At 39.8% G+C, this 23,993-nt stretch carries 22 protein-coding genes; 13 read left to right on the forward strand and 9 right to left on the reverse strand.

What is annotated here, in order from left to right; translation table 11 throughout:
• Positions 1–134: 134 nt before the first annotated feature.
• Positions 135–830 (reverse strand): FadR/GntR family transcriptional regulator, encoded by a 696-nt coding sequence (locus tag PR809_RS09370; RefSeq protein ID WP_166266506.1) that lies wholly within the window; start codon positions 828–830, stop codon positions 135–137.
• Positions 831–1,029: 199 nt separating this feature from the next.
• Here PR809_RS09370 and PR809_RS09375 point away from each other — a divergent pair, with 199 nt between their 5' ends.
• The 3 genes from PR809_RS09375 (at position 1,030) to PR809_RS09385 (ending at position 4,137) form a co-directional block, all read left to right on the forward strand.
• Positions 1,030–1,713 carry an RraA family protein gene (locus PR809_RS09375; protein ID WP_166266504.1) on the forward strand — a complete coding sequence of 228 codons (684 nt, stop codon included), beginning with the start codon at positions 1,030–1,032 and terminating at the stop codon, positions 1,711–1,713.
• Positions 1,714–1,780: 67 nt separating this feature from the next.
• A complete protein-coding gene (locus PR809_RS09380) occupies positions 1,781–3,043 on the forward strand; it encodes an MFS transporter (RefSeq protein WP_166266502.1) in 1,263 nt (420 codons plus the stop codon).
• A gap of 29 nt (positions 3,044–3,072) precedes the next feature.
• Positions 3,073–4,137: a mannonate dehydratase gene (locus PR809_RS09385; protein ID WP_272524514.1), complete on the forward strand. Its 1,065-nt coding sequence runs from the start codon at positions 3,073–3,075 to the stop codon at positions 4,135–4,137.
• A gap of 63 nt (positions 4,138–4,200) precedes the next feature.
• Here the strand turns inward: PR809_RS09385 and macB are convergent, their stop codons facing one another.
• The 3 genes from macB to PR809_RS09400 form a co-directional block, all read right to left on the reverse strand.
• Positions 4,201–6,144: a macrolide ABC transporter ATP-binding protein/permease MacB gene (gene macB, locus PR809_RS09390; protein WP_166266498.1), complete on the reverse strand. Its 1,944-nt coding sequence runs from the start codon at positions 6,142–6,144 to the stop codon at positions 4,201–4,203.
• Between the two features lie 2 nt (positions 6,145–6,146).
• Positions 6,147–7,253: a macrolide transporter subunit MacA gene (gene macA / locus PR809_RS09395; protein ID WP_166266496.1), complete on the reverse strand. Its 1,107-nt coding sequence runs from the start codon at positions 7,251–7,253 to the stop codon at positions 6,147–6,149.
• Between the two features lie 203 nt (positions 7,254–7,456).
• Positions 7,457–9,121 carry an ATP-dependent nuclease gene (locus tag PR809_RS09400; RefSeq protein WP_166266494.1) on the reverse strand — a complete coding sequence of 555 codons (1,665 nt, stop codon included), beginning with the start codon at positions 9,119–9,121 and terminating at the stop codon, positions 7,457–7,459.
• A gap of 405 nt (positions 9,122–9,526) precedes the next feature.
• Here PR809_RS09400 and PR809_RS09405 point away from each other — a divergent pair, with 405 nt between their 5' ends.
• The 6 genes from PR809_RS09405 to artM all read left to right on the forward strand — a co-directional run bounded on the left by PR809_RS09405 (position 9,527) and on the right by artM (position 14,966).
• Positions 9,527–10,426 (forward strand): lysine exporter LysO family protein, encoded by a 900-nt coding sequence (locus tag PR809_RS09405; protein WP_166266492.1) that lies wholly within the window; start codon positions 9,527–9,529, stop codon positions 10,424–10,426.
• Positions 10,427–10,477: 51 nt separating this feature from the next.
• On the forward strand, positions 10,478–11,959 hold the full coding sequence (locus tag PR809_RS09410) for a DUF2867 domain-containing protein (protein WP_102138437.1): 1,482 nt from the start codon (positions 10,478–10,480) through the stop codon (positions 11,957–11,959).
• Between the two features lie 98 nt (positions 11,960–12,057).
• Entirely contained in the window at positions 12,058–12,786 is a 729-nt protein-coding gene (artP, locus tag PR809_RS09415) for an arginine ABC transporter ATP-binding protein ArtP (RefSeq protein WP_004256404.1), read from the forward strand.
• Between the two features lie 18 nt (positions 12,787–12,804).
• Complete coding sequence (artJ, locus tag PR809_RS09420; protein ID WP_102138435.1) at positions 12,805–13,548, forward strand: arginine ABC transporter substrate-binding protein; 744 nt, start codon at positions 12,805–12,807, stop codon at positions 13,546–13,548.
• Positions 13,549–13,560: 12 nt separating this feature from the next.
• Entirely contained in the window at positions 13,561–14,301 is a 741-nt protein-coding gene (gene artQ, locus PR809_RS09425; protein WP_102138434.1) for an arginine ABC transporter permease ArtQ, read from the forward strand.
• A complete protein-coding gene (gene artM / locus PR809_RS09430) occupies positions 14,298–14,966 on the forward strand; it encodes an arginine ABC transporter permease ArtM (protein WP_102138433.1) in 669 nt (222 codons plus the stop codon). Before artQ ends, artM begins: the two co-directional genes overlap by 4 nt.
• A 71-nt stretch (positions 14,967–15,037) precedes the next feature.
• Here artM and rlmC read toward each other — a convergent pair whose 3' ends face one another.
• The 3 genes from rlmC to PR809_RS09445 form a co-directional block, all read right to left on the reverse strand.
• The gene (rlmC, locus tag PR809_RS09435) at positions 15,038–16,171 is read right to left on the reverse strand and encodes a 23S rRNA (uracil(747)-C(5))-methyltransferase RlmC (RefSeq protein WP_206276143.1); all 1,134 of its coding nucleotides are present in this window, start codon (positions 16,169–16,171) and stop codon (positions 15,038–15,040) included.
• A 9-nt stretch (positions 16,172–16,180) separates the two neighbouring features.
• Positions 16,181–16,696 carry a YbjN domain-containing protein gene (locus PR809_RS09440; RefSeq protein WP_102138430.1) on the reverse strand — a complete coding sequence of 172 codons (516 nt, stop codon included), beginning with the start codon at positions 16,694–16,696 and terminating at the stop codon, positions 16,181–16,183.
• Between the two features lie 139 nt (positions 16,697–16,835).
• On the reverse strand, positions 16,836–17,162 hold the full coding sequence (locus PR809_RS09445; RefSeq protein WP_102138429.1) for a YbjC family protein: 327 nt from the start codon (positions 17,160–17,162) through the stop codon (positions 16,836–16,838).
• Positions 17,163–17,322: 160 nt separating this feature from the next.
• On the opposite strand from PR809_RS09445, the gene PR809_RS09450 reads away from it, so the two are divergent.
• The gene (locus tag PR809_RS09450) at positions 17,323–17,586 is read left to right on the forward strand and encodes a GrxA family glutaredoxin (protein WP_004256424.1); all 264 of its coding nucleotides are present in this window, start codon (positions 17,323–17,325) and stop codon (positions 17,584–17,586) included.
• Positions 17,587–17,833: 247 nt separating this feature from the next.
• Here the strand turns inward: PR809_RS09450 and PR809_RS09455 are convergent, their stop codons facing one another.
• A complete protein-coding gene (locus PR809_RS09455; protein ID WP_102138427.1) occupies positions 17,834–18,262 on the reverse strand; it encodes a secondary thiamine-phosphate synthase enzyme YjbQ in 429 nt (142 codons plus the stop codon).
• Between the two features lie 196 nt (positions 18,263–18,458).
• Between PR809_RS09455 and ybjG the strand changes: the two genes are divergently transcribed.
• The 3 genes from ybjG to PR809_RS09470 all read left to right on the forward strand — a co-directional run bounded on the left by ybjG (position 18,459) and on the right by PR809_RS09470 (position 22,680).
• Entirely contained in the window at positions 18,459–19,067 is a 609-nt protein-coding gene (ybjG, locus tag PR809_RS09460; RefSeq protein WP_102138426.1) for an undecaprenyl-diphosphate phosphatase, read from the forward strand.
• 854 nt (positions 19,068–19,921) lie between these two features.
• Positions 19,922–21,238 (forward strand): serine/threonine transporter, encoded by a 1,317-nt coding sequence (locus PR809_RS09465; protein WP_102138425.1) that lies wholly within the window; start codon positions 19,922–19,924, stop codon positions 21,236–21,238.
• Between the two features lie 74 nt (positions 21,239–21,312).
• Positions 21,313–22,680: an L-serine ammonia-lyase gene (locus PR809_RS09470; protein WP_102138424.1), complete on the forward strand. Its 1,368-nt coding sequence runs from the start codon at positions 21,313–21,315 to the stop codon at positions 22,678–22,680.
• An 82-nt stretch (positions 22,681–22,762) separates the two neighbouring features.
• Here PR809_RS09470 and PR809_RS09475 read toward each other — a convergent pair whose 3' ends face one another.
• Positions 22,763–23,968 (reverse strand): serine hydrolase, encoded by a 1,206-nt coding sequence (locus PR809_RS09475; protein WP_166266484.1) that lies wholly within the window; start codon positions 23,966–23,968, stop codon positions 22,763–22,765.
• Positions 23,969–23,993: the final 25 nt, after the last annotated feature.

A 23,993-nucleotide genomic window follows, 5' to 3' on the forward strand; every position in this document is an offset into this window, starting at 1 on the left:
ATTTATTACGATACATGCATATACATTTATCGTTGTTCGCAAAACTGATTAACACAAAAAATAGAGCGAAGGAATTTAGTTTATCCTTCGCCACTCAAACATCTCACTGAGAAAAATTATTATGGGTGGCTGTTCTAAAAACTGTCCATGGTTAATTTAAAGTGAGTATCCATTTTTAACCCAGTCTCCACAAAATCTTGCTTTTCAATTGATTCTAAAATATCAAAATGAATATCAATAATTTTTTTATGTTCATCTTGATTGTTTTGGTTCAATAAACCGGCTGAAATAGAGCCTCCTAATGCGCCTCTTAATGCTTTTAACATCAATGCATACAGAGGATTTTGCGACATTTCAGCTAATGTTAAGTGAAAATCAATATCGCTCTCGATGAATAAATCCCAGTCATTAGAAATTAGAAGGGATTTCTGCATTTTATCTGCAATTTGTCTTAACTTGATATAATCATTTTTATTTCCATGCATAGCTGCCAATACTGCAGAATCAACTTCAATCGCACGTCGAAGGCCTAAAATTTGCTGGTAATTAACTTGTTGAGTCACAATAGCATGATTAAAAATAGTTTCTAATGGATTTGAGTTAAGCCTTTGTATTTTCGGTTTTTTACCGCTACTGATATCTAAAATACCTAATATAGAAAGACTCTGAAAAGCCTCGCGAACCACGCCCCTGCTAACCCCTAAACGTTCAATAATCTCTTTTTCACTCGGTATTTCATCACCTGGATTTAGATTTGATTGAGAAATTAAAGATAGAACATAGCTTCTAACTTGTTCTGAAAGTGTTTGTTTTTCAATTAAAGGATGCAATCTAACCCCCAAAAGTAGCAATATCCATTTGATTTAAAATCAAAAAAATAATCTTCCTGTGATTGAAGCAATAATAAAACTAGAGTCATATCACAATTCCTATATTAACCCTCTTTTAATATTAAGGCTAGACTGTTAGCCTGTATGACAGGTTGACAGCCCAACAGGAAGATTAGGATCGTGAATATAGGAATATAAGATGAATAAAGATAATGATTTGTTTAATAAGATTAAGAAAGAATTACCCGTAGCTCTTTTAGGCGATATCCTAGATGAAATTGGATTACACCATCAGTTTTTGCCTCCTATCCTCAAACCGTTGACTGAGGATATGAAGATTGTAGGTCGAGCAATGCCTGTACTAGAAGCGGACTATATGTTGCCACCTGATGTTACATCTAATGGACCATTAGGAAATAAAGATTTCGGAATTATGTTTGAAGCATTAGATAATTTAAAAGAAGGTGAAGTTTATATCGCTTCAGGTTCCTCGCATAACTACGCCCTGTGGGGTGGATTAATGACGACAAGAGCTAAAAAACTTAACGCTGCGGGCGCTATTATTTACGGCTATTCGAGAGATAAAAGAGAAATACTAGAACTTGATTTCCCTGTATTTTCATTAGGTAGCTATGCACAGGATCAAAAAATAAGAGGGAAAGTATTAGACTATCGAGTTCCAATCAAAATTAATAATATTTTAATTGAACCAGGTGATTTAATTGTTGCTGATGAAGAAGGCGTATTAATTATTCCTAAAAGTGTAGAGTCTTACGTTATTGAGAATGCATTTGAAAAACAAAAAATGGAGAATAAAGTACAAAAAGAAATAGCAAATGGAATGGGTGCTGTAGAAGCATATAATAAATTTGGTGTCATGTGATAAACATAAAAATAGATATGTCTTATTAAATTAAATAATAAACATATCATTATATCAAAGGTGATTTATGTTTAAAAAAATAAGATGGAATTTAGTTTTATTCATTTCTCTTGGAGGGATGATAAACTATATGGATCGCTCTGCATTTGCTATCGCAGCCCCTGTATTTTCTAAAGATTTAAACTTAACACCAAGTGAAATGGGCATACTTTTCAGTAGTTTTTCTATTGGGTATGCTTTATTTAATTTCATTGGTGGATATGCATCAGATAAATATGGTCCTAAAAAAGTTTTTGCCGTAAGTATGGCTCTTTGGTCTATCTTTTGCGGCATGATCGGGGTAACAATTGGTTTTATTTCTATGCTTATTATCCGTACTTTATTTGGTGCAGCTGAAGGCCCCTTTGCAGCAACACTCAATAAAATGGTTAATAACTGGTTCCCTAAAAAAGAAGTTGCCACTGCTATAGGTGTAGCAACTGCAGGTAACCCGATAGGCGGCGCTATTGCAGGCCCTATAATGGGAATATTAATAATTACAACTGGTTGGCGAGTTGCATTCTTTATACTGGCTGCAATAGGTTTTATATGGCTACTTGGATGGTTAAAAATTGCTAAAGACAAGCCAGAACAACATAAGAAAATATCTAAAGAGGAATTAGAATATATTTTATCTGACGATAATAATGTAGAATCAAAAAATACAAGTACGATTTCGAAACCATTATCTTTTTATATAAAGAGCCCGACTATATTAGCAACAACGCTTGCATTCTTTAGTCTAAATTACATTTTGTTTTTCTTTCTATCATGGTTTCCAAGTTACTTATCTAACGTTCAAAATCTCAGTATAAAAGATATGAGTATAGTGAGTATCATACCTTGGCTATTAGGTGCTATTGGAATGGCTTTAGGTGGGATACTTTGTGACTTTGTTTTAAAGAAAACAAATAGACCATTATTCTCTAGAAAAATTGTATTGGTTAGTTGTCTAGGAATATCTGCAATCCTTGTCTTTCTTGTCGGTAATGTAACTAGTGTTGAAAGTGCTGTAGCACTCATGGCATTCGGAATATTCTTCTTATATTTATCTGCTACAACCTATTGGGCAATCCTACAAGATACCGTTGCAAAAAATAATATTGGTGCAGTTGGTGGATTTGTGCACGCAATGGCAAATATCGCCGGTATTTTAGGTCCAATAATTACAGGTTATATCATTGAATGGTCTGGAATGTATAGCATCGCATTTTTTGTGGCAGGAGGAATAGGTATTGTTGGCGCAATCAGTGTCGCATTATATGTAAAACCACTAAATCTCACTAACTAAGAAACTTTCAAATTAAAAGGTTAATAATTATGAAACTAGGATTTGGTTTATATCGACATATGCTTAATGATGAACATTATGCTTTTGCAAAACAATGTGGAGCAACTCATATCGTTGTTCATATGGTCGACTACTTTAACAGTAATGAACGATTTTCACGCAGTGACCAGCCAATCGGTGATAATGATGGCTGGGGAACAGCTATTGGAGACGTCTGGACTGTAGATGAGTTAGTAAAAATCCGTGATCAGATGCAAAAGTTTGGCTTAACATTTTATGCAATTGAAAATTTTGACCCTTGCCATTGGGATGATATTTTGTTCGACGGCCCTAAAAAATTAGAACAGCTTGAAGTCGTCAAAAACATTATTAGAAATGTAGGGAAAGCAGGTATTCCTGTCTTTGGATATAATTTCAGTTTGGCAGGAGTCGCAGGACGAGTTATCGAAAATAAAGCACGGGGAGGAGCTCAAACTGTTGGTTTATCTGGCATCAACGAAGACATTCTAGAGCCAATGCCAGATAATATGGCATGGAATATGAAAATCAATAACCATAGTGATGGTTACCGCCCTGAAACAACAACAGAGCAACTCTGGGAAAGGTTAACTTGGTTCTTAAACCATATTATCCCTGTCGCTGAAGAAGCAGGCGTTCGCCTAGCTGCTCACCCAGATGATCCTCCACTAGAGTTTGTCAGAGGCCAGCCAAGGCTCGTCAATCAACCCCACTTATATCAAAAATTATTAGATATAAAACCAAGCAAATCAAATGCGCTAGAGTTTTGTCTTGGAACCATCGCTGAAATGTCTGAGGGTAACGTTTACGAAGCCGTGCAACAATATGCAAGTCAAGATGCGATGGCATACGTCCATTTTAGGAACGTCAAAGGTAAAGTGCCACACTATCATGAAACCTTCATTGATGAAGGCGATATTGATATGTTGAGGGTATTAACAATATTAAAAGAAAATAATTATACCGGTGTATTAATCCCTGACCATACGCCACAAATGTCATGTGGTGCCCCATGGCACGCAGGTATGGCCTATGCGATGGGATATATGCAAGCATTACTTAAAGTACTGAAATAATATATAAATAATACTCCATGCACTATTTTGATAAATGTGCATGGAGTACTTTATATGTACAATTTATTCCCTCGCCAACGCATCAATTGGGTTCAAGCGAGCCGCATTTCGAGCAGGTAAAAAACCAAAAATAATACCAATGGCCGTTGAACAAACAAAGGCACTGACTAACGCCACAGGATCAAAAGAAAATGTCCAGCCCGGTAACGCCATTTGAGCCAATAAGCTAATCCCATACGATAGTCCAATCCCCATTAGCCCTCCCATCAAACATACCAGCACGGCTTCGATGAGAAATTGCTGCATCACATCGCTAGTTCTAGCACCTACTGCCATTCGAATACCAATTTCTCGCGTTCTTTCAGTAACGGAAACTAACATAATATTCATCACACCAATTCCTCCGACCACTAATGAAATAACGGCCACTAGTGTGAGAAATAACTGCATTGTTTGGGTTGTTTTCTCTGCCGTTTTAATAAAGGTATCGAGGTTATAGGTGAAAATATCTTGTTTACCGTGGCGTAATGTCAGTAAACGGATCAGTTGCTGCTCCGCAGTTTTAGCGTCATAACCGTCTTTAACCCGTACAGTAATACTGTCGTAATAGGGTCGATTAAGCACTTTACTATTTACCGTGGTATCTGGTAACCAAATGGATAATGACTTATTAGAGCCAAAAGCAGATTTTTTCTCTTCAAGCACACCGATAACCGTTGCAGGCATATTACCAATGAGCAAAGTTTCGCCAATAATATGTTCTTGTTTAGGGAAAAACCGGCGTTTGGTATTGGCATCAATCACCACCACTTGGGCTCGCCTGTCCGCCATATCTTGAGTAAACCCCATTCCTTCTGAAAACTTCGAGGCATAAACATTAAAATACTCACGCCCAACACCTAAAAGTTGAGCTGATGCATCTAAATTGCCTTTTCTTAACCGAGTTGAGCTATTCAATTCCCCAGAGACAGCGTGGACATAAGGCTGCTTAGCAATCGCGTCAATGTCCGAAGATTTCAATGATTGCCTATTTTCCGCATCGTCACTACCGAAATCTTTCCCTGGATAGATAGAAATGGTATTGGTTCCGATCGATTTAATATCATTAAGGACCATACCTTGCGCCGCATCACCGATCACCATTATTGATACCACCGACGCAATACCAATGATAATCCCAAGCATCGTCAGTAATGTGCGCATTTTATTGACAACCATGGCACGCCAAGCCATTAACAAAGCTTCGCTAAACCGACCATACATTTGGTTTAATGTAAGTTTTCTTGCCGGAGCTTTTGGTAATGAATTTGTTCGTGTCGTGGCTTTGCTACCCGAGTCATTCAAGATCTCGCCATCTTTAATTTCTACGATACGTTCCGCTTGCTGAGCTATTTCAGGGTCATGCGTGACAATAATTACGGTATGTCCTTGGGCACAAAGGTCTTTTAAAATATTCATGACCTCTTCTCCCGAATGGCTATCCAGTGCTCCTGTTGGCTCATCCGCTAGAATTATCTGCCCACCATTCATTAGAGCCCGGGCAATACTCACGCGCTGTTGTTGCCCACCAGACAACTGGCTTGGGCGGTAATCAACCCGCTCTCCGAGCCCTAAACGCTGCAATAGTTGAGCAGCTCGCTCGCGACGTTGGTTTTTACCGGCCCCTGCATATACCGCAGGCACCTCAACATTTTGTTCCGCACTTAAATGGTTTAATAAATGGTAACGTTGAAAAATAAAACCAAAATGTTCACGGCGCAGTTCTGCCAATTGGTCGTTATCTAACGTTGCGACGCTTTGGCCATCAATACAATAATTCCCTTCTGTTGGTTTATCTAAGCACCCAATAATATTCATGAGTGTAGATTTCCCTGACCCCGAAGCGCCAATAATCGCCACCATCTCACCTGCATTAATTTGCAGTGAAACGTTTTTTAAGACCGTAACTTGGTTTTCACCTTCCCCATAGCGGCGAGTGATCCCTTGAAGATCAATTAACGCAGACATAGTTAGTATTCCGTCTCGCTGTGCCCAATGACCACTTTGTCACCTTCATTTAGGCCCTTGATAATTTCCACATACACATCGTTTCGGCCACCAATTTCAACTTGTTTTTTCTCGACTTTATTGCCTTGAAGGATATCCACTTCATAGGTTTGTGGTGAGATCTCATTGCCTAATGCAGATAGCGGTAGTAACAGCACATTTTTACGTGACTCTAATTCAATAGTGACCTGAGCCGTCATTTGTAATTTCAATAAATGTTGCGGGTTGGGTACCTCAAAACGCGCATAATAAAAAATGGCATCATTGATTTTTTCAGGTGTCGGTAAAATATCTTTTAATTGCCCCGCAAATTTTTTATCTGGAGCCCCTAAAACAGTAAAAGAGGCATCTTGACCCGGTTGTAAATAAATCACATCGGCTTCAGAAACTTCGGCTTTGACTAGCATCGTGTCCAAATCCGCAAGCGTTAAAATCGTTGGTGCTTCCTGAGCCGCAATAACCGTCTGCCCCTGTAATGTTTTAATAAAGGTGACGATGCCATCCATTGGAGCCGTAATTTGCGTATATTTTAGATTTGTTTTTGCCGAATCAAGGGTGGCTTGGTTACGCTTAATTTGAGCTTGATAAGTGGCGACTTGCGCTTTTTTTACTTCCACATCTGTTCTAGCTTTATCAAGTTCTTGTTGAGAAACTGCTTGCTGTTTCGCTAGGCTTAAATGACGTTGATAAGTCACTTGAGCAAGGCGAAGCTCCGCTTGAGCTAATGATAAATTGGCTTCGAGTTCACGTGTTGTTGCTTCTGACTCAATAACATCATTTTGGGCTTTTTTGGGGTCAATAACCGCTAATAAGTCGCCTTTTTTAACATAATCGCCCTCTTTAACATACAGTGTTTGTAACTGCCCACTCACCTGAGCCCCAACATCGACTTTACGTACAGCATCGAGTTTTCCCGTTGCCAGTACTTGTTTATCTAAATCGCCTCGTATGACATCTACGGTTTGGAAAACCGCTTCTTTTTCACGATTTAAAAGAAACCCTGCGGTGACTAGGGCTAACATAATGATCACCAAGTAAATCGGCCACTTTTTTTTAGGCTTTGCCTTCATGTTTTCTTGCTTCCTATGAACAAAAAGAGGGCGTTGCCCTCTAAAATTGCTGACAACTTGTTAAAGGAGGTGGATCCCCAATTTATTGCCGGCTAAAAAACAATTATCAAATTATATATCACTTAAGTTATCAATTGATTCAACATGAGATAGCCATTCTTCAATACTCAATCAACAACGAGTAAAATTTATCAATATCTCTATTAGTTTGCTTTACCTCTTGCCAACCATGCCACACGAGAAAACATAATTTTCAATTGCAGCGGGATACTATCTGGCCCTAATTCTGCAGCTCTATTAACAGTGGCTAGCGCTAAATCCGGTTTCGATGTACGAGAAATTGCCTTGATAATCACCCGCCTAGTTGAAACCTTTGCATTATCTGGAATATCAGCAATTTCATGATAAAGGCTTCTAAACCCTTCTCGATATAGGAAATGTTCCATATCTGGTGCTGGCAGCATCGTTAGCCTATCCCTATTTGAGGAATCAATTTTGTTAGCATAATGCGTCGCAGTTGCCGCATATTTACGCCCAGCCTCATCACCATCGGTTAAAACATGCCATTCAATTCCCATCTTATTGGCAAACTTCAGCAAAGGCTTCAAGCCACTTTGCGCAAATGCAATAACTTTTATTCCTTCACTTTCAAAGTAATAGTTACACTGACGTGAGAACTCATTCATCAACCAAATTTCCGTTTCCCCTTCAACTAATAACCAACAACGAGCAAATAAGGCTGATGGGCGATTAAAGCGAATATGGAAAGAAATTTTACGTAACTCTTCAGCACTTAAATCATTTTCATTCAAACGATAAGCTGAAACTTTATTGGTATTGCGAACCAGACGACACAAGTCTTCCAGAGGTGCTAATGAAAGCAGCTCTCCTGAGTTCGTTGTGGTAATCCGCTGCAGAGAAAATAAACTAAATAAGCCCCATGCGATGGAGAGCATAATCGGATGTAAACGCGTTTCTGGATCTTCAACAATAATCAATGGCCGAGCATGCTTATCTAAGTGAATATTACCTTTTGATTGTAATAACGAAGAAAACATTCCTAGAATAATTAATCGAATATTGCGTTGGTTTGGTTTAGCAATTAAGCGACTAATATTATCAAGCGCTTTCCAGCCGCGCTTACGTGGCTCTATTTTAACAATTGAATTATCTGAACGAATAATATGGGAACTTTGCCCTGAAAAGTAATGGCTAAGCAATTGTTGCATCGCATCAATTCCATCACCAAGGTCTTCATCACTTAAGCGTTCAGGGTTGTTGACCAATGCACTGGTTAGTTCCTTAATACGGGCATTAAATAAGTCACGTACCTCTTTTTGCCCTGAAACAATCGTTTCCGGGTTAAGCGAGTGTAAGAATCGAGCATCTCGTAGGCGAATAACCGGATATAACCGAATAATTTCTTTGATATATTTACCTACATTATCCAAAGAAAGCTTATTGCCGCCTGCGTTTAAAAAGTTTTTATCGACGGCGATTGTGCCATCATCTTTAAGCTCTGCACTAACACGATAGAAAATATGTTTAAGCCCATCTCCGTTATCGACCCAAACAGAGCTAAGATTATGAAAACGATATGATTGATGACGCCCTTTTCGACGCTCACCAAATTTTAGAACGATCTGTAATGAGCGGTAACGCGATTCATCATTCCCTGCTGGGTGGTGAAAATCATGAAGGCTGAATTGGTAATTTGTATGTTCAGGGGAAAGAAGAAGATCAAGTGCGTCAAGTAAACTCGATTTCCCCCAGGAATTCTCACCGACTAAAACCGTACTATTATTTAGTTCTAAAGAAAGCCGGTTAATCCCTCTAAATCCGTATATTTCCACACGTTCCAGGTACATATTACTCTCTCCTTGAAGTATTTATATTCCCCCTTCAATTTCATCAGTTACCATTACGTACTGAATGATTATGCCAAGTGAAAATATAAAAGAATAATAACCAAAGCTTACCGATTAACCACATTCATTACTATCACAATATATGCTAAATAAAAATTATTCATAACAAAACAGAGAACTATATTGAGCATCCAATGGCAGTGTTATAAAATAGGAAAACTTTCATTTTTAGTGTTTTTGACCTATTTTTCATTGAGACGCCAATAAAAAAATTTTATCACAAAAAATTCTTTTCTTACTCGGCGCTATATCAGGTTTATGCTTCGATAACCTAAATAAAAAAGATAAGCATAACTCTTTGTTTATAGTTACCTAGTCTATGGGTTAACCTTTAAGGATCCGGCCATGTATTCAGGACTTTTGATTATACTGCTACCATTAACACTTGGTTACCTTATTACTATTAGAAATAAACAAATTCTCCATCGAGTACACCAATCACTTAACTCGATGGTATATGTTATTTTATTTCTAATGGGAATAACTCTCGCACTGCTTGAAAACTTAAGTATTCACTTAATTTCTATTTTAATTTATGCCATTACCTTTTTTGGCTGTATATTTTCATTAAATGTTATCTCTTTGTTATTACTTGATAAATTGGACCCTTGGAAAATCCCACAACACAAACAAGAAAAGCCGCCATCTAGGATCAAAATGGTTTTAGAGTCTCTGCAACTTTGTGGGGTGTTACTGTTGGGTTTTGTCGTTGGGTTAACGGGTTTTAATTTCTTACACTATGCCGATAAAGGCAGTCAGGCTGCATTAATGCTGCTGTTGCTACTTGTTGGCATTCAATTACGCAATAGTGGAATGAGTATTAAACAGATCTTAATCAATCGACGCGGAACAACCATTGCATTTGTCATGGGGGTCAGTGCGCTCGCGGGCGGTGCGTTAGCCGCGTTATTACTCGGTCTCCCAGTTAAAATGGGGTTAGCAGTCGCCTCAGGCTTTGGCTGGTACTCATTAACAGGAATTGTCATCACCGATGCTTATGGCCCAGTCATGGGGAGCGCCGCTTTTTTCAATGACTTAGCAAGGGAACTTGCTGCAATCATGCTCATTCCAATTATTATTAATCGTTACCGTTCAACCGCTCTTGGCATTTGTGGTTCAACGTCAATGGATTTTACACTGCCTGTTTTACAACGCAGCGGTGGGGTTTCAATTGTCCCTGCGGCCATTGTTCATGGCTTCGTACTTAGTCTTATTACGCCAATTCTCATGGCCTTCTTTACATAGGTAAAATTTCAGTCACAATAGCCGTTAATTTGCGTGAAACAGGAAATTAACATGACAGATAAACAACGTGTTTTAGTGTTGGGCGCTAGTGGTTATATTGGTCAAAATCTGATCCCTAAACTTATTGAACAAGGATATGACGTAACAGCAGGCGCACGCCGTGTTGATTGGATGTTATCCCAAGGCTGGCAAGATACCCAATGCATTTATGTGGATCTCCATGACCCTGAAACATTAAAAGATGTCATGCAAGACATTGATATTGTTTATTTCCTCGTTCATAGCATGGCCGACCAAGCCAATTTGGTCGAGCGTGAACGCACCGCCGCTCGTAACGTGCAACAAGTCCTTGAAGGTTCAAGCGTTAAACATGTTATTTATCTTAGTGCATTACAACATGGGCATACCTATTCACCACATCTAATTGCACGACGTTTAACTGGCGATATTTTACGTGAAAGCCAAATCCCAGTTACCGAAATTCGTTCATCTATTATCGTTGGCTCTGGTTCTGCCGCATTCGAAATTATGCGCGATATGGTCTACAACTTAGCCATTTTAACCCCGCCACGTTGGGTTCGTTCTAAATCATCCCCCATCGCCCTGTCGAATATTTTATATTATTTAACGCAATTGGCGAAAATACCAACAACCGAGAACCGAATTTTCGATGCGGGTGGCCCTGAGTTTATTAGCTATCAAGAGCTATTTAAGCGCTTTATTAAGGTCAGTGGTAAACGTCGTTTACTTATTCCTATCCCGATCCCGATTAGTATGATCTCGGTGCATTTCATCAGCTTGATCACCTCCGTCCCCCCATCAATTGCTAAGGAGCTAATCCAAGGCTTGCAGCACGACCTTCCGGCAGATGATAAAGCGTTACGAGAGCTGATCCCACAAACCTTAGTCTCTTTTGATGATGCCGTTAGAACGACTTTAGCAGAAGAAGCCGATGCCGTTGATAACGCAGATTGGGGGTATGACCCAGAAGTCAGAAAACGCTGGCGCCCCGGTTATGGCTATTACCCAAAACAAGCGGGAGCAACCCTTGGAACAACAGCCAGTTCAGAATCGCTCTGGTATACGGTGCAACAAATCGGTGGAAAAAACGGCTATTTCTATGCCAATGGTCTGTGGAAAACCCGTGCCATCATGGATGATATGATGCTGAATAAAGTGAAGTACGGCCGCCCCGACCGTGAAGAGCTCCAACTCGGTGATGAAATTGATGGCTGGCGCGTGATTAATCTTGAACCAAATAAACAACTTAGCTTGTTATTTGGTATGAAAGCCCCAGGGCTTGGCCGCTTAACTTTTACTATTCATGATAGCGGGAACCGCCGTTCAATCGATGTTCGGGCATGGTGGCATCCAGCTGGCTTTTGCGGCCTACTCTATTGGTTTGCCATGATGCCTGCCCATTTATTTATTTTTAAAGGCATGGCAAAACGCATCAGTGAACTGGCTTTTGAACGAGATAAACAACTCGCTAAAGAACAGCAAGCAGAGCAACTGACCGTTAAATCAGACTAATTTTAGCGTAAAAACCAAATTTTTATGCAGAAATTATTGCATAAATATGCTCATAGGATTAATATCGCAGGTAGTGAAAAAAGATATTATTGGTACACATGAGCATTCAATTAAAAAACATCAACTGTTTCTATGGTTCCCATCAGGCACTCTTTGATATCAATCTAGAGTGTTCTGCTGGTGAGACTATGGTATTACTCGGGCCAAGCGGAGCAGGTAAAAGCTCGTTGTTACGTGTCCTCAATTTATTAGAAATGCCACGTTCAGGCCACTTAAACATTGTGGGTCAGCAATTTGACTTTTCTTCCGCTCCAGATGCGAAAGCGATCCGTGAGCTGCGTCAAAATGTGGGGATGGTATTTCAACAATATAATCTATGGCCTCATTTGAGTGTCATGGACAACTTAATTGAAGCACCTTGTCGCGTATTAAAATTGTCAAAACAAGAAGCGCAAGCAAAAGCCTCTAAACTATTAGAACGCTTACGGTTGTCGCAATTTGCTGACCGCTACCCATTACACTTATCAGGTGGGCAGCAACAGCGTGTTGCGATTGCAAGAGCGCTAATGATGGAACCAAAAGTTTTATTATTTGATGAACCAACCGCTGCACTTGACCCAGAAATCACCGCTCAAGTTGTTGATATCATACGTGAACTATCTGCAACTGGGATTACACAAGTCATCGTCACTCACGAAGTGGAAATTGCGCGAAAAACCGCTAGCCGTGTCGTGTATATGGAAAACGGCCATATAGTAGAACAAGGGGATGCAAGCCATTTCACTGCACCTCAAACAGAAGCATTTGCAAATTATCTGTCACACTAATAGATATAGGATTAAGCAATGAAAAAAATTATATTAGCTGCACTGCTGGGCGCTGTAACCCTATCTGCAACTGCTGCGGAAAAAGAAACTATTCGTTTTGCAACAGAAGCGACTTACGCGCCTTTTGAAATGTTCGATAAGAATAACCAAATCGTTGGCTTTGACGTTGATTTAGCCAATGCAATGTGTGAAAAAATGAATGCAACCTGTACATTTACTCACCAATCTTTTGACAGCTTAATTCCTAGCTTAAAATTCCGTCGCTTTGAAGCATTAATGGCAGGTATCGATATTACCCCTGAGCGCCAACAGCAAGTAGATTTCACTGAGACTTACTACCCTAACTCAGCGGAATTTATTGCCGTTAAAGAAAAAATCAGCTCAATAGACCAATTAAAAGATAAAAAAATTGGCGTACAAAACGGAACCACTCACCAAAAATACATCATGGAACAACATAAAGGGATGACAACCGTTCCTTATGATAACTACCAATCTGCTATTTTAGACTTACAAAATGGCCGTATCGATGCCGTTTTCGGTGATACCGCAGTCGCTGACGAGTGGTTAAAAGGGAAAGGTAATGAAAACTTAGGTGCAGTTGGCGAGAAAGTCACTGATCCACAATACTTCGGTATTGGTTTAGGTATTGCCGTTCGTAAGGGAAATAAAGAGCTGCTGGATAAAATGAATAAAGCCTTAGCAGAAGTTAAAGCAGACGGCACTTATGATGCTATCCACAAAAAATGGTTTCAACAGTAATCGATATAATTAATGAGCAACTTTCTATTTTTAACAAGTGCCGCCGGTATCACCGTCGGCCTTGCTGTTTCTGCGCTGATTTTGGGTTTGGTTCTGGCCATGCTGTTTACTGCATGGGAGTCTGTCCGCTTTAAACCAATTGCCTTTTTAGGGACCTGCTGGGTCACTTTGATCCGCGGTTTACCTGAATTGTTAGTGGTTTTATTTGTCTACTTCGGTACATTGCAATTCATCAATCTACTCGGTGATGGTTTTGAACTGAACCTCGGTTTTTGGCAAACCACCATCCAAATCGACCCAAGTATTTTCTTTGCTAATAGCGGCGAATTTGACTATACCCCATTTGTTTGTGGCGTTATTGCGCTAGCCTTATTATATGCATCCTATGCATCTCAAACGCTTAGGGGCGCATTGAAAGCCGTCCCTTATGGTCAGTGGGAAGCAGGTTTTGCATTAGGTTTAACAAAGCGCACGATCTTCTTTCGGTTTATCATGCCACAGATGTGGCGCCATGCCCTTCCAGGACTAGGTAACCAATGGCTGGTATTATTGAAAGACACCGCATTAGTTTCACTCATCAGCGTCAATGATTTGATGTTACAAACTAAAACCATCGTTAACCGTACTCAGGAACCGTTTACTTGGTATGCCATTGTCGGTTTGATTTACCTTGCAATTACGTTAGTCAGCCAGCTAGTCCTAAAGCGTATTGAGCTACGTACCACCCGCTTTGAGCGAGGTGAATCAAAATGATAGATTTAATATTAAAAATATTACCGGGACTTCCAACCAGTTTGTCTCTGACGTTTAGCGCACTCATTGTGGCTTTTCTGTTAGCCATATTATTCACCCTAATTTTGTCGCTAAAAACGCCAGTGATCTCTCAAGCAGTGAAGGTCTACATTACACTGTTTACTGGTACGCCGTTATTGGTACAATTTTTCTTAATTTATAACGGCCCAAGCCAATTTAAATCTTTGCAAGATTATCCTATGCTGTGGGAGGTTATTTCCACACCCTGGGTCTGTGCAATGGTAGCCTTAGCTTTAAATAGTGCAGCTTATTCCACTTTATTATTCCACGGCGCAGTTAAAGCCATTCCATCAGGTCAATGGCAGTCTTGCCAAGCCCTTGGGATGAGTAAAATGCAAACCATGCGAATTATTTTGCCTTATGCCTTCAAACGCTCGTTATCGTCCTATTCCAACGAAGTGGTATTAATTTTCAAAAGTACCTCACTGGCCAGTACCATTACCATGCTAGATGTCATGGGATACAGCCAGCTTATCTTTGGTCAAACATGGGATGTCATGGCATTTGTTGCTGCGGGTATTATTTATCTAGTGGTCAATGCAATCTTAACTATTTTAATGCGTTTAATTGAACGCAAAGCATTGGAATTTGAGCACAGAGGCTAACTTTATCTCAACTTAGATGGTTTAAAAAATAAAAAGCTTGGTATTAATACCAAGCTTTTTTATATAATTGACTAATTAGTTACCCGTTGTAATAAGGTCAATACCTCATAATGAGACGTATGAGGGAACAAATCAAACAACTGCACCTTACATACGTGATACCCCGTTAACAACTGTAAATCTTGCGCCATGGTTTGCGCGTTACAGCTAGAATACAGGATATATTCAGGCTGCATATGAGTAAGGTAATCGCATAATTCTTTACCAATCCCTCGACGTGGCGGATTGACTAAAATAAGCTGAGGGATATCCTGATTCGCCGTGGCAAAACGCGTTGAATCAAGTGCTTTAAACTCAACATGCTTTAATCCAAGTTCATCCGCTGATTGCTGTGCGCTGGCAATCGCTGGCGCACTGATTTCTATCCCTGTTAAGTGAGTGTCTTTTTCAGCACAGTGCAGCCCAAAGCCGCCCACGCCACAAAACAGATCCCACAAGCTATCGATATCTAACGCTTTAACCCATTCCCTCGCGGTTTGGTATAATTTTGCAGCCACTATAGGATTCGTTTGGAAAAAACCTTGTGGCCGAATAAATAAAGGGACTTGATTAAACTCTTCACGAAGTGTGCGCTGCTCCGTTAAGAAAATCTCATCCTCACCTTCAAGTATTGCCATATGCACGGGTTGAATATTGGCGGTGATCACCGCAAGCAGTGGCAACTGTTCTTGTAGCCATGGCAGTGCCTTTTTTAACTGCTCAATTTTTTTCTCTGAGCGCAACACAAACCGCAGCATGAATTTCCCAGAGTAATGACTTTGGGTTAATAATAGGTATTTTAATTCACCGCGTTTGCGCTCAATGTTATAAGGCGTCAGCCCTGCCCTTGCAATAAAAGGAATAATGGCACTAAACACATCAGAAAAGGCATCTGGATACAACGGGCAGTCCGTTAAATCTACACCTTGCCCATCTCGCCCAACAATACCTAAAATTGGCTTCTCAACACTACCACTAACGACCATTTTGGCTTTATTGCGAAAAGCCATCAGTGGCCCTGTGGCTGGAGGCTGAAATAGAGAGATATCAATAGCTGGCAAAAGAGCCTGTAGTTGGCTCTGTTTTTCAATAACTTGCTGTTCAGGCGTTAATGTCAACCATTGGCATGAATGGCACTGCCCTGCGGCATATTTTTCACAGTGCATAACAGAGACTTAGTGGATAATTATCGAAGGTTTGTCGTCAAGGGAATGCTCAGAGTCTTCATCAACATTGTCATCATCTTCGCTGAAATCATCCTGACTCGCATACAGCAAATTATTGCTAAAGATTTCAAATACAATGGCTGAAATTTGGTCTTCTGCTTGCTGTAAAAAATGGCCGAATTGACGATACGTCATCCCTGCTTCTAATGAAAATGATTGGCTAACAATCAATTTAGGCAAGTTTTCATTGTTTATTTCAAGGAAAACTTTCGCTGTTAATGAGCTGGCATTGATTTGGCTGATATTCGCCACTAACGTCACAATCGCTGTCGGTTTAAGCTCAGCTAATGCAGATAACACCAAAACATTATTTAAAATATCGAGCTTCGCATCAAAAATACCGTCGATATTTTGCATATGAGGTAAATGTAATGCAGAGCAGGAATCACACTCGAAATAAGAGGTTTTGAGTTGGTCTAGCCATTCACGTAGCTTAGTGATGTCAGGGTAACAAATAGAATCCATGGGCAATAACCTTCTTCAACTCAAAATAGTCGTGCAATATCGATTTGTTAGGGTTTTGGCACATTTCCCCCTAACGAAAAAAACGAATAATTCTCACATATTGTAGGGCGAAACACCAGTAAAACTGCGCTTAATCTACTTATTCATCAGGTTTATTATCTGCAGAGTCTGACTTTTTAGATGCGCTCTTTTCTGGCTGTTTATGATCAATACCCAAAAAACTCAGACCATGAATTGCTCGCCAGACAATGTTGATCATTGCAGGCACCAAACAACCAATACCGACCATAATCATGCTCACGATCACCCCTGACTGCATTAAAGGCTCTGGCAGTGTGATGTAGTCATTTAGTGCTAACAAAACAATAATAAGCAGAATGATCCCCACACCTTCTAACACGATAATGGGCTTTGGCATATCAGCCAATGAACGCATTGTCCCTTTAGATTGAGGTTTATGACTCATTCTTTTTCTCCTCTCATTATTGTGTCTCTTTCTCAAACTGTGAATTATATGCCATACCTATAGGTATAACAGGAAAATTCGACTTTTATTTCATAAGTTATATAGGCATAGTATTGAGCATTGCAATTAGAATCTGAGCTCAAGATAAAAAGGAGATACTATGTATACTGTTATTTTTGGTCGTCCTGGCTGCCCATACTGTGTTCGTGCAAAAGAACTCGCTGAAAAACTGAAAAATGAGCGTGAAGATTTTGACTACCGCTATGTTGATATTCAAGCTGAAGGTATTTCTAAAGAAGATTTATCTAAAACTGTCGGTAAACCTGTTGAAACCGTTCCACAAATATTCATTGATGAGCAACACATCGGTGGGTGCACAGATTTCGAAGCTTACGCTAAAGAAAATTTGAATCTATACAAGTAATTAGTCACATCCGTTTTTCATCCCAACAAGCAAAGTTGTTCACTTATTTATAGGTGTTAACACTTTGCTTGTTCTTTTTGTGCTATTTAAGCCAAATTTAATAAAAATATTGCACTTTTTTTCATCTAAGTGAGAACTTTCTTTTTTAGACGGGGTCTTAATTAGTGCCACTGCTTTTCTTTGATGTCCCCATATTGAGGAGCCCGATAGCCAACTGTTTGTTTTCATGCTATCGGGTTTTTTGTTTCTAACGGCTGGGTTCGCCTTGCAATGTAATGATTAACCTACGCTTTCCACCATGATTTCTATGTTCACATAAATAAATCCCCTGCCACGTTCCCAAATTTAAACGCCCTTTCGTAATCGGAATCGTTAAACTTGCACCCAATAAACTGCTTTTTAGGTGCGCAGGCATATCATCACTTCCTTCATAATCATGCTTATAATAAGGCTCATTTTCAGGAACGGCCTGATTAAAAAAACTCTCGAAGTCTTCTCTGACAGTGTAATCCGCATTTTCATTGATCGTTAAAGATGCCGATGTATGTTGAATAAAAATATTGGCTAAACCAACCTTAATTAAGCTAAGTTCAGGAAGCTGCTTGAGAATTTCTTCTGTCACTAAATGAAACCCTCTTACTTTTGCGCTAAGTTGTATCTCTTTTTGCCACCACATCACTTCTTCTCCCTTTTACTTATCTAAGTCTGTTACTGCACTAAATAATTATTGAGTAATAGTTAAACCGCAAGTAAATTTGTCGCACAAAGCTTTCAATAATAAGACAAAGGGACTTTACCTGCTCATTAAGAAACTTTAATCTCCCTTTAATACCTATTCTGTCTTACTAACTATCTGTCCGAGGTACTGAACTGTGCTGGAACAACTTAACCTTGATCTATTCAATTTGATCAATGCTACTCCAGAAACTGCAAGTGGAACCATTGCTGTAGCTAACGTGATTGCAAAACGCTTAATTCTGTTATTTCCACTATTTACTGTTGCTTGTTGGTTTTGGGGCGCCCAGCCAAATATGACTCGCCAACGTGCCTTTGCCTGCAAAGCGGCCATTGCTATTGTCATTGGTTTAGCAATTTCGTGGTTAGTAGGCTATTTCGCGCCGCATGACCGCCCATTTGTCATGGGAATTGGCACCAATTTCTCTGAACATAAAGCCACGCCTTCATTCCCGAGCAACCATGGCACGATTGTCTTTACATTCGCTTTCGCGTTTCTTTTCTGGCTAAGGACCTGGGTAGGGCTTGTCATGATGATCCCCGCTATTGTCATTGCTTGGTCGCGTATTTACCTCGGTGTTCACTGGCCTTTAGATATGGCAGGCGCCTTTATACTTGCGATTGTCGCATGCGGTTTAGCTCAAATTCTCTGGTCTATTGGTGCGAATAAAATTCAATCACCTATTACTCAGCTATATAGTTTCATTTGTGCCCCTCTTATTCGTAAAGGTTGGTTTCAGCCATAACAACCTATATCCAAATACTGGCATTAATTAATGCCAGTTCCTTTCCCATGATAAAAACTGAGCTAGATCAAAGTTTCTGTTTATTTTTATATTCAGCATTAAAATCTTTTTGAAGTTATCAATAAAATTATTAAAACAATCAGTTAACAAATATTTTGTTACCTATTTTAATTATTTTTTTCGTTGCGAAAAAAGTGGCAAATATAAGCATGAAAAAAATTCAAATTAATTAATATATAGCACTATCTCTTCCAACTCCCAAACTAATTAATCACGCAAAGAATCATTCTAAAAACCAAAACAATAACCATAATTATCAACATATTACTGAGAAATAAAATCGACTGAATCGTACTTCCATTACAGTACAGTTCAATATTTATATTGATATGGATGATATTTTAATCAGCTCAATTTTAATCATTAATATAATAATATTTTTTCAGCAGAATTTAATTCTGTCAAAAATTAAGAAAATTTAAACTTATTTAATTAGCATTTAGCCTCTAATAAAAGCAAGCCTAACGCAAATTTTCTTAACATTTTTATAAAATATGATTATCTATCGCAATCTAAGGAGATATTTCTCTTTTGAGATAATGATCACGGCATTTTATTCTGGTAAACTATAAATTCACACCCTCAAAATCCACTTTTAAAAATTTATGATAAAAATGCAAAACTGATTGAAAATAAATTTAGACCTAATATTAGTTTTATTTCCAATCAGATTGTTACGCAAAAGAAAACAATTGTTATTGAGTAATTGTTCGTACCAAAAGATTAAAAGTTCGTAATGCATTTGCCGTTACGCTAAATGATTTTTTTTTTGACTTATATTTTCGGAGACTATTATGGATGCAACAAAAGTTGGTTCCATCGACAAAACAGCCTCGCAAACAGTAACTAGCAATGCTTGGCGCAAAACTGACACAGTATGGATGCTGGGTTTATATGGTACAGCTATCGGTGCTGGGGTACTGTTTTTGCCCATCAACGCAGGTATGAGTGGTTTATTACCTGTTTTACTGATGCTGGTATTAGCCTTCCCAATGACATTTTTTGCTCACCGTGGGTTAACACGCTTCGTTCTGTCTGGTTCAAAACCGGACGGTGATATTACTGAGGTCGTGGAGGAGCATTTTGGTCGCACAGCAGGTAACTGGATCACCCTACTCTACTTCTTTGCTATTTATCCTATTCTTCTTGTTTATGGTGTTTCCATTACCAATAACGTCAATAAATTCTTAACCGAATTATTAGGCGTTGGCGCACCACCACGCTGGCTACTTGCCTTGATCCTTGTAGGCGGAGTGATGGCGATTGTGGCATTCGGTGAGAAATACATCGTAAAAGTCATGAGTATGTTAGTGTTTCCATTTATCGCCGTGCTGGTTGCATTCTCACTGTATATGATCCCACATTGGTCTGGTGATGTACTGAATACATTAACTTGGGAAGGTATCACTGAAGCAACAAAAAATACCGGCGGACAAAGCATCTGGGTCACTATTTGGCTGACAATCCCAGTGATGGTATTCGCATTTAACCACTCGCCGATTATTTCTGCTTTCTCCGTTGCAAAACGTGAAGAATACGGTGATGCAGCTGAACAAAAATGTTCACGAATTCTTGCTTCTGCACACATTCTGATGGTGCTGACCGTTATGTTCTTCGTGATCAGCTGTGTCTTTACCTTATCTTCAGCAGATCTCGCACAAGCTAAAGCACAAAATATCAGTATTCTTGACTACCTGTCTGGCTATTTTGACCAGCCATTCATCAAATATGCAGCTGCAATCATTGCCTTTATCGCAATTATTAAATCTTTCCTAGGTCACTACTTAGGCGCACGTGAAGGTTTCAATGGCTTGGTTGAGCGTGCTTACCGTGCAAAAGGTAAAACAATTGATGTTCGCAAGTTAAACCGTGGTACTGCTATCTTCATGTTAGTCACAACATGGATAGTAGCAACATTAAACCCAGGTGTGCTAGATATCATCGAGAGCCTCGGTGGCCCAGTAATCGCAATTTTACTGTTCTTAATGCCAATGTATGCAATTAGCAAAGTACCTGCGATGCGTAAATACTCAGGTAAAATCAGTAATATATTTATTGTAATTATGGGTCTGGTCGCTATCTCTGCGGCAACATATAAGTTATTCTTCTAATTGAAGCCACTAGGTAGCGTCCTAAATGGAAGCTACCTAATTTCAATGACTTTCTACAAAAGGAAGCACTGAATATGATTAGTGTATTTGATATCTTCAAAATTGGCATCGGCCCTTCAAGTTCCCATACCGTCGGCCCAATGAAAGCGGGCAAACAATTTGTTGACGACCTTATCCAGCAAGAAATACTCACTCGCACAACACGAATTGCAGTTGATGTTTATGGTTCGCTCTCTTTAACAGGTAAAGGCCATGCAACGGATATGGCAATTATTATGGGCCTTGCGGGTAACTTACCGGATACCATTGATATTGACGCTATTCCTGCTTTTATGCGTAATGTTGAGCAAACTGAAAGGCTCTCCCTTGCTCATGGGCAACATGAAGTTGATTTCCCTACTGAAGGTGGCATGAATTTTCATACTACCAACCTACCGCTCCATGAAAATGGAATGAGTATTACAGCATTCAGTGGTGATGATGTTATTTACAGCAAAAATTACTATTCTATCGGCGGCGGTTTTATTGTCGATGAAGAACATTTTGGCCAGTCAGACGAAAACGCCGTTCAAGTCCCTTACCCATTTAAATATGCGGCTGACCTGCAAAAACACTGTAAAGAAACTGGTTTATCGCTTTCCGCACTCGTGATGCAGAATGAATTAGCATTGCGTAGTAAAGAAGAAATTCAGCAATATCTCTCATCCATATGGGATGTGATGAAAGCGGGTATTGAGCGCGGTGTCACGACTGAAGGCTTATTACCCGGCCCATTGCGTGTTCCTCGTCGTGCAGCGGCTCTACGTCGCCAATTGGTCACAACAGATAGCACTAATATGGACCCAATGGCGGTAATAGACTGGATCAACATGTATGCCCTTGCTGTTAACGAAGAAAATGCAGCGGGTGGTCGTGTTGTAACAGCGCCAACTAACGGTGCTTGTGGCATTATACCTGCCGTTTTAGCTTACTATGATAAATTCATTCGCCCGGTGAATGAAAATTCCTATACCCGTTATTTTTTAGTTTCCGGTGTCATTGGTGCGTTATATAAAATGAATGCGTCAATTTCTGGTGCAGAAGTTGGTTGCCAAGGGGAAGTGGGTGTTGCTTGTTCGATGGCCGCTGCGGGATTAGCCGAGCTAATGGGCGGTAGCCCTGAGCAAGTGTGTATTGCGGCAGAGATTGCCATGGAGCATAACTTAGGCTTAACCTGTGACCCTGTTGGTGGACAAGTACAAGTACCTTGTATTGAACGTAATGCCATTGCTTCCGTTAAAGCCGTCAATGCAGCCCGTATGGCACTGCGTCGCGTCAGTGACCCACGAGTTTGCCTCGATAAAGTCATTGAAACCATGTATGAAACGGGTAAAGACATCAACGCTAAGTATCGTGAAACCTCCCAAGGCGGCTTAGCGATTAAACTGGCTCACTGCGAATAGTATTGTGTCTTAGTCACCTCGATAAAAATGCCTGCTAATGCAGGCATTTTTGTGTTCACATCATTTTCTACTTAATCAATTATTAACCGAAAATGGCACTCCACCAGCCGCTAATCGTTTTCATAATATAATCCCAAATACGGCCGAAAAACCCGGCTTCCTCAACAGCACTTTTTGCGACTAAAGGATGCTGTTCGATGACTTCATCATTAAGAATAAAGTTAATCGTACCTACCGCTTGGTTCTTAGCCAGTGGCGCCTCAAGTGAATCATTAGTCAGTTGAATATCCACTTTTAAGTTTTGCAGCTGCCCTTTAGGAATAGTAACAGAAACATCATCGGCAACACCTAAATCAACTTCTGAAATATCACCAAACCAAACGCGTTGTTTTTTCAGTGTAGCATCAGCCTTAATTGGCGTGACAGTTTCAAAGAAGCGGAAGCCCCATGTCAGTAATTTTTCACTTTCAGAAAAACGCACACGGTCACTTGGCGCCCCCAACACGACTGAAATCAAACGCATATCACCTTCTGTTGCAGAGGCGACTAAGTTATGGCCTGCTCCACTCGTGTGCCCAGTTTTTACGCCATCCACTTTTAAATTTTGGTTCCATAACAGACGGTTACGGTTTGGTTGACGAATTTTATTAAAGGTAAATTCTTTTTCCTTGTGTAGTGCGTATTCATCAGGCACATCGCGGATCATTGCTTGGGTTAACAATGCCATATCCCGCGCTGTACTGTATTGCCCTTCTGAATCTAGGCCATGAACCGTTTTAAAATGGGTATTTTTCAAACCAATCTTTTGCACATACTGATTCATTAGACTCACAAATGAGTCTTGGCTCCCTGCAACATAATCAGCAAGGGCGATACTGGCATCATTCCCTGACTGGATCACAATCCCTTTATTTAGATCCAACACAGAAACACGGTCTTTAGGCTTTAGAAACATCAAAGAGGAGCCTTTAAGAACAGGGTTACCCGTCGCCCACGCATCTTCCCCTACTGTAACCATGTCTTGTGGCGTGATTTTCCCTGCATTGACGGCCTGGCCAATCACATAGCTGGTCATAATTTTTGTTAAACTTGCGGGATCTAAGCGTTCATCTGGATTCCCAGACGCTAAAATTTTACCGCTATTATAATCCATCAAAACAAACGCTTTTGCATCGACTTGAGGAGCAACCGGTGTCTGCGCCGCATAAGCACTGGTACTTACGGCAACCAAAAGACTCAACCCAATTCCAGCTCGGCGGGTTTTTAAAGACAACATTTTCTTACTCATCGGTTATTCCTTCACTTAATTCTGT

The organism is Providencia sp. PROV201 (genome assembly GCF_028479545.1).
GTDB classification, from domain to species: Bacteria; Pseudomonadota; Gammaproteobacteria; order Enterobacterales; family Enterobacteriaceae; genus Providencia; species Providencia huaxiensis.

What these genes read in the sequence shown, in the direction of transcription:
- PR809_RS09385 (WP_272524514.1), top strand. Translation starts at nt 3,073, where the DNA reads ATGAAACTAGGATTTGGTTTATATCGACATATGCTTAATGATGAACAT.
- PR809_RS09450 (WP_004256424.1), top strand. Translation starts at nt 17,323, where the DNA reads ATGTATACTGTTATTTTTGGTCGTCCTGGCTGCCCATACTGTGTTCGT.
- PR809_RS09375 (WP_166266504.1), top strand. Translation starts at nt 1,030, where the DNA reads ATGAATAAAGATAATGATTTGTTTAATAAGATTAAGAAAGAATTACCC.
- artJ (WP_102138435.1), top strand. Translation starts at nt 12,805, where the DNA reads ATGAAAAAAATTATATTAGCTGCACTGCTGGGCGCTGTAACCCTATCT.
- artP (WP_004256404.1), top strand. Translation starts at nt 12,058, where the DNA reads ATGAGCATTCAATTAAAAAACATCAACTGTTTCTATGGTTCCCATCAG.
- PR809_RS09440 (WP_102138430.1), bottom strand. Translation starts at nt 16,696, where the DNA reads ATGGATTCTATTTGTTACCCTGACATCACTAAGCTACGTGAATGGCTA.
- PR809_RS09455 (WP_102138427.1), bottom strand. Translation starts at nt 18,262, where the DNA reads ATGTGGTGGCAAAAAGAGATACAACTTAGCGCAAAAGTAAGAGGGTTT.
- artM (WP_102138433.1), top strand. Translation starts at nt 14,298, where the DNA reads ATGATAGATTTAATATTAAAAATATTACCGGGACTTCCAACCAGTTTG.
- PR809_RS09405 (WP_166266492.1), top strand. Translation starts at nt 9,527, where the DNA reads ATGTATTCAGGACTTTTGATTATACTGCTACCATTAACACTTGGTTAC.
- PR809_RS09465 (WP_102138425.1), top strand. Translation starts at nt 19,922, where the DNA reads ATGGATGCAACAAAAGTTGGTTCCATCGACAAAACAGCCTCGCAAACA.
- PR809_RS09400 (WP_166266494.1), bottom strand. Translation starts at nt 9,121, where the DNA reads ATGTACCTGGAACGTGTGGAAATATACGGATTTAGAGGGATTAACCGG.
- PR809_RS09410 (WP_102138437.1), top strand. Translation starts at nt 10,478, where the DNA reads ATGACAGATAAACAACGTGTTTTAGTGTTGGGCGCTAGTGGTTATATT.
- PR809_RS09380 (WP_166266502.1), top strand. Translation starts at nt 1,781, where the DNA reads ATGTTTAAAAAAATAAGATGGAATTTAGTTTTATTCATTTCTCTTGGA.
- macB (WP_166266498.1), bottom strand. Translation starts at nt 6,144, where the DNA reads ATGTCTGCGTTAATTGATCTTCAAGGGATCACTCGCCGCTATGGGGAA.
- artQ (WP_102138434.1), top strand. Translation starts at nt 13,561, where the DNA reads ATGAGCAACTTTCTATTTTTAACAAGTGCCGCCGGTATCACCGTCGGC.
- PR809_RS09445 (WP_102138429.1), bottom strand. Translation starts at nt 17,162, where the DNA reads ATGAGTCATAAACCTCAATCTAAAGGGACAATGCGTTCATTGGCTGAT.
- PR809_RS09470 (WP_102138424.1), top strand. Translation starts at nt 21,313, where the DNA reads ATGATTAGTGTATTTGATATCTTCAAAATTGGCATCGGCCCTTCAAGT.
- macA (WP_166266496.1), bottom strand. Translation starts at nt 7,253, where the DNA reads ATGAAGGCAAAGCCTAAAAAAAAGTGGCCGATTTACTTGGTGATCATT.
- rlmC (WP_206276143.1), bottom strand. Translation starts at nt 16,171, where the DNA reads ATGCACTGTGAAAAATATGCCGCAGGGCAGTGCCATTCATGCCAATGG.
- PR809_RS09475 (WP_166266484.1), bottom strand. Translation starts at nt 23,968, where the DNA reads ATGAGTAAGAAAATGTTGTCTTTAAAAACCCGCCGAGCTGGAATTGGG.